At 61.3% G+C, this 3,301-nt stretch carries 4 protein-coding genes; 2 read left to right on the forward strand and 2 right to left on the reverse strand.

Features of this window, described 5'->3' with window-relative positions; genetic code table 11:
• Positions 1-3: 3 nt before the first annotated feature.
• On the reverse strand, positions 4-963 hold the full coding sequence (locus WBV42_RS09615) for a tRNA (guanine(26)-N(2))-dimethyltransferase (RefSeq protein ID WP_423985828.1): 960 nt from the start codon (positions 961-963) through the stop codon (positions 4-6).
• 296 nt (positions 964-1,259) lie between these two features.
• On the opposite strand from WBV42_RS09615, the gene WBV42_RS09620 reads away from it, so the two are divergent.
• Positions 1,260-1,604, forward strand: a complete 345-nt coding sequence (locus WBV42_RS09620) for a hypothetical protein (RefSeq protein ID WP_253225061.1) — start codon at positions 1,260-1,262, stop codon at positions 1,602-1,604.
• Between the two features lie 10 nt (positions 1,605-1,614).
• Here WBV42_RS09620 and hisH read toward each other — a convergent pair whose 3' ends face one another.
• The gene (hisH, locus tag WBV42_RS09625) at positions 1,615-2,274 is read right to left on the reverse strand and encodes an imidazole glycerol phosphate synthase subunit HisH (RefSeq protein WP_253225062.1); all 660 of its coding nucleotides are present in this window, start codon (positions 2,272-2,274) and stop codon (positions 1,615-1,617) included.
• A 147-nt stretch (positions 2,275-2,421) separates the two neighbouring features.
• Between hisH and phnD the strand changes: the two genes are divergently transcribed.
• A partial coding sequence (phnD, locus tag WBV42_RS09630; protein ID WP_423985829.1) for a phosphate/phosphite/phosphonate ABC transporter substrate-binding protein occupies positions 2,422-3,301 on the forward strand: 880 nt, incomplete at its 3' end.

Genomic DNA, 3,301 nt, shown 5'->3' on the forward strand with positions numbered 1-3,301 from the left:
CTCCTAGCAGAGGCGGTGTTGGTCGTAGTGGGTCGGGCGGTGGAGTTCGTCCGAGAGTCGGGTCAGGAGTTTCTTCGCTTTCCTTTCGGTTCCCATCTCCTCGGTGACGTTCTCCCGCACGCCATCCACGAACTCGGCGTCGTGCGTCGGGCCGAGCCACACCGGTCCGGCGGTGAGGAGACGGTTGCTCTCGCAGGCCGGGCAGGTTTCGGGTGGGTCGGCGATGAGTCCGTACTCGTGGTCGCGGTGGAGGCAGTCCTCGCAGTGATAGAGGTGGCCGAGTTCGTCGATGGCCCCGTTGGCCGTCGTCGCCCCCTCGTCGAGTTCGAGGTAGGTCCGGACGTAGTGACTCGTCGCGTGTGTCAGAAGCGGTGTGACGCCCTTGTCGTAGCGTGCGGCGGTGCGTGCCAACGCCGACAGGAGGATTCTGACGCCCATCTCCGCGTGGTAGTCGGTGTTCCGAGGAGTCGCGCCGTACTTCCGGACGCCGCTGTGGAAGTGCGCGCCACAGAGCGGCGCGGTGTCCGTCGCCGTGACACAGACCAGATCGCGCGTGTTGGCGAACGCGGCGTCGGCGAACGGAATCGGCGTCCCGAACGGGTCGATGTCCACCACGTCGAACACCTCCTCGTGCATGAGCGCGTTGGCGTTCCTGTGGAGCACTTCGCCCGGCAGGTCGTTGCGCTCGAAGTTCTCCCGACAGAGTTCGATGGCGTCCGGGTCGATGTCGGCACACGTCACGTTCCAGCCGTTTTCGGCGGCACGGACGCCCCGAATCCCCGTGGCCGCCATCGCATCGAGGTAGTACTCGGCTCGCGGTTCTCGGTCGACGTACGTTCTCAGGACCGCGACCGTCAGGTCACGGTTCAACTCCTGTACCGGGTTGAAAAACACGTCGTCGATGATGGCGTCCCCCTCCTGTTCGGGGACCTCCACCTCGACGTTCCCTTCGCGGACGTTCATACGTCGAGTCGGCGTTCAGCCCCGAAAAGGAATGCGGGTTACGGGCGACGACGGGAACGTCGGAGATGAGCCTCCGGGAACTGTACTGTGAACCGATGGATCGCAGAAACTGGGCGAAAGCCACGCCCGAACGCCTTCGCTCCCTTCGCTCGTCGTTCGCCCGCCGATCCTAAGCTAACCAGCCGCTTTTCGTCGTCGCTATCGGAACCGGTTTATTTCGCCCCTCCGAACCGATGGTCCGTGCGTTCGGTTTCCACCGCCATCGACCGTTCACTGACGCCCGGGGAGTTGATACTGTGAACAGCGTCGAGGCGTGGGAATCCGAACTGGCCGAGGTGGGGTCGCTCACGCCGGACGTCGTCCGCCGAATCCTCTCGGTTCACGACGACAGGGGACGACAGGCCATCGAGGCGGTGTCGGAGCGGCGGGTCAAGGAGTATCGAGACTTCGTCGTGGTCGTCGGGTTCGAGGACGAGTACATCGTGGAGGAAGGCTGTACCTGCCGGGATAGCGAATATAATCTGGATCCGGACGACCCGACCGAACTCTGCTGGCACGTCCTCGCCGCCAAAATCGCGCGGCGGATAGACGCGATGGACCACCACGACATGTGGTACTCCGACGTGCGCGAGTTCCTGTAGCGTATGCAGTTCAGGACTGCTGGCAGATATCCACGAAGTTTTGGAGGATTTTCAGCCCAGTCTCGCCGCTCTTTTCCGGGTGGAACTGTGTGCCGAAGACGGTTCCCGATTCGTCGGCGATGACGCTCGGGAAGTCCGTCCCGTAGTCGGTCGTTGCCACTATCGCGTCGTCGTCTTCGGGGACGGCGTAGTAGGAGTGCACGAAGTAGGCGTGCTCGCCGTCGACGCCCTCGACCAGCGGGTGGTCCCGTTCGACGGAGAGTTCGTTCCAGCCCATGTGCGGTACCTTCTGTTCCCCGGTGAATCGAACGTTCGTTCCCGGGATCAGGTCCAGTCCGGTGACTTCGCCTTCCCCGGCGTGTTCGGCTTCCTCGCTCGTCGTCAGCAACATCTGCATCCCGAGACAGATGCCGAACACCGGCGTTCCGTCGTTCGCGGCATCGGCGAGCGCCTCCCGGTACGGTCCGGCGTTCTCCATTCCTTCGCGGAACGCGCCGACGCCCGGCAGGACGATGCCGTCCGCCGCCTCGAACGTGGCGGGGTCGTCGGTAATCTCGACGTCCGCTCCCGCGCGTTCGAGGCCGCTGACGGCGCTCCGGAGGTTTCCGAGTCCGTAATCGACCACGACGACGGACGCGGTACGCTGTTTTGCGTGCGTACTGGCTTCCATACCGTCATCTACCAACTCGATCTACAAACTGTTTCGCGTTTGCGCGAAATTTGACCTCTAATCGTGACTATGTATCACACCGTTGGGCCAAATGATTTGAATAGGAAGATTTAACCTACAAGTACAGAACGAATAACATGTATTCAGATGGTAAATCGACGCACGTTCATCAAATCCGCGAGTACGGCGGGACTCGTCGGCCTTTCGGGCATGGCCGGGTGTATCGGAACCTTCGGAAAGCAAGCCTACAAGGACGGTAAAATCAAGTTCCTGATGTCTCCGACCGAGCCACAGGAACAGATGATGGCACAGTACACGTCCATCAAAAAGCGTCTGAACAACTACATCGACGCTGTTGACACCGTGAACATGAAGTACGCCGCCAACTACAGTGCGACGCTCACCGCGCTCGACAGCGGGACGGCGGACGTCGCGGAAAGCGGTCCGTTCGCCGCCGCACTCGGCGTCAAAAACGACCGCGCGGATATCATTCTTCAACGCCACGCCTACGGAACGTGGACGTACTACAGCGTGATCATCACGCGCGAGGATTCGGACATCTCGTCACTGAAGGACCTGAAAGGCAAGAAAATCGCATTCGCCGATGCACTGAGCGCCAGCGGGTCGCTCTACCCGTTGTCCATGCTCAAAGAGGCTGGACTTTCCATTCCCGACTCCCCAGGTGACCAGAAAGGTGCGGACTTCGAGCCGACGTGGACCACCCACGACAAGGCGTACAACGCGCTGAAAAGCGGCCAAGCCGACGCCGCCGGTGTCGGTCGGTTCATCGTTTGGGACTACGACACGAACGATTACGTTGAAGGCATCAAGGAACTCGATATTCGCTCCGAAATCCCGCGTGCGCCGATCATGGTTTCCCCGAAACTCACCGACGACGAGAAGGAGAAAATCACGAAGGCCTTCACCAAAGCACCGGACGAGATGTACTACGGAGCGGACGGCAAGAAGGACACCGACGACGACATCTGGTTCGATGGCGTGAAGAAGGTCGATGCCTCGACGTACC

The organism is Haladaptatus sp. (assembly GCF_049589095.1).
Classification (GTDB): Archaea; Halobacteriota; Halobacteria; order Halobacteriales; family Haladaptataceae; genus Haladaptatus.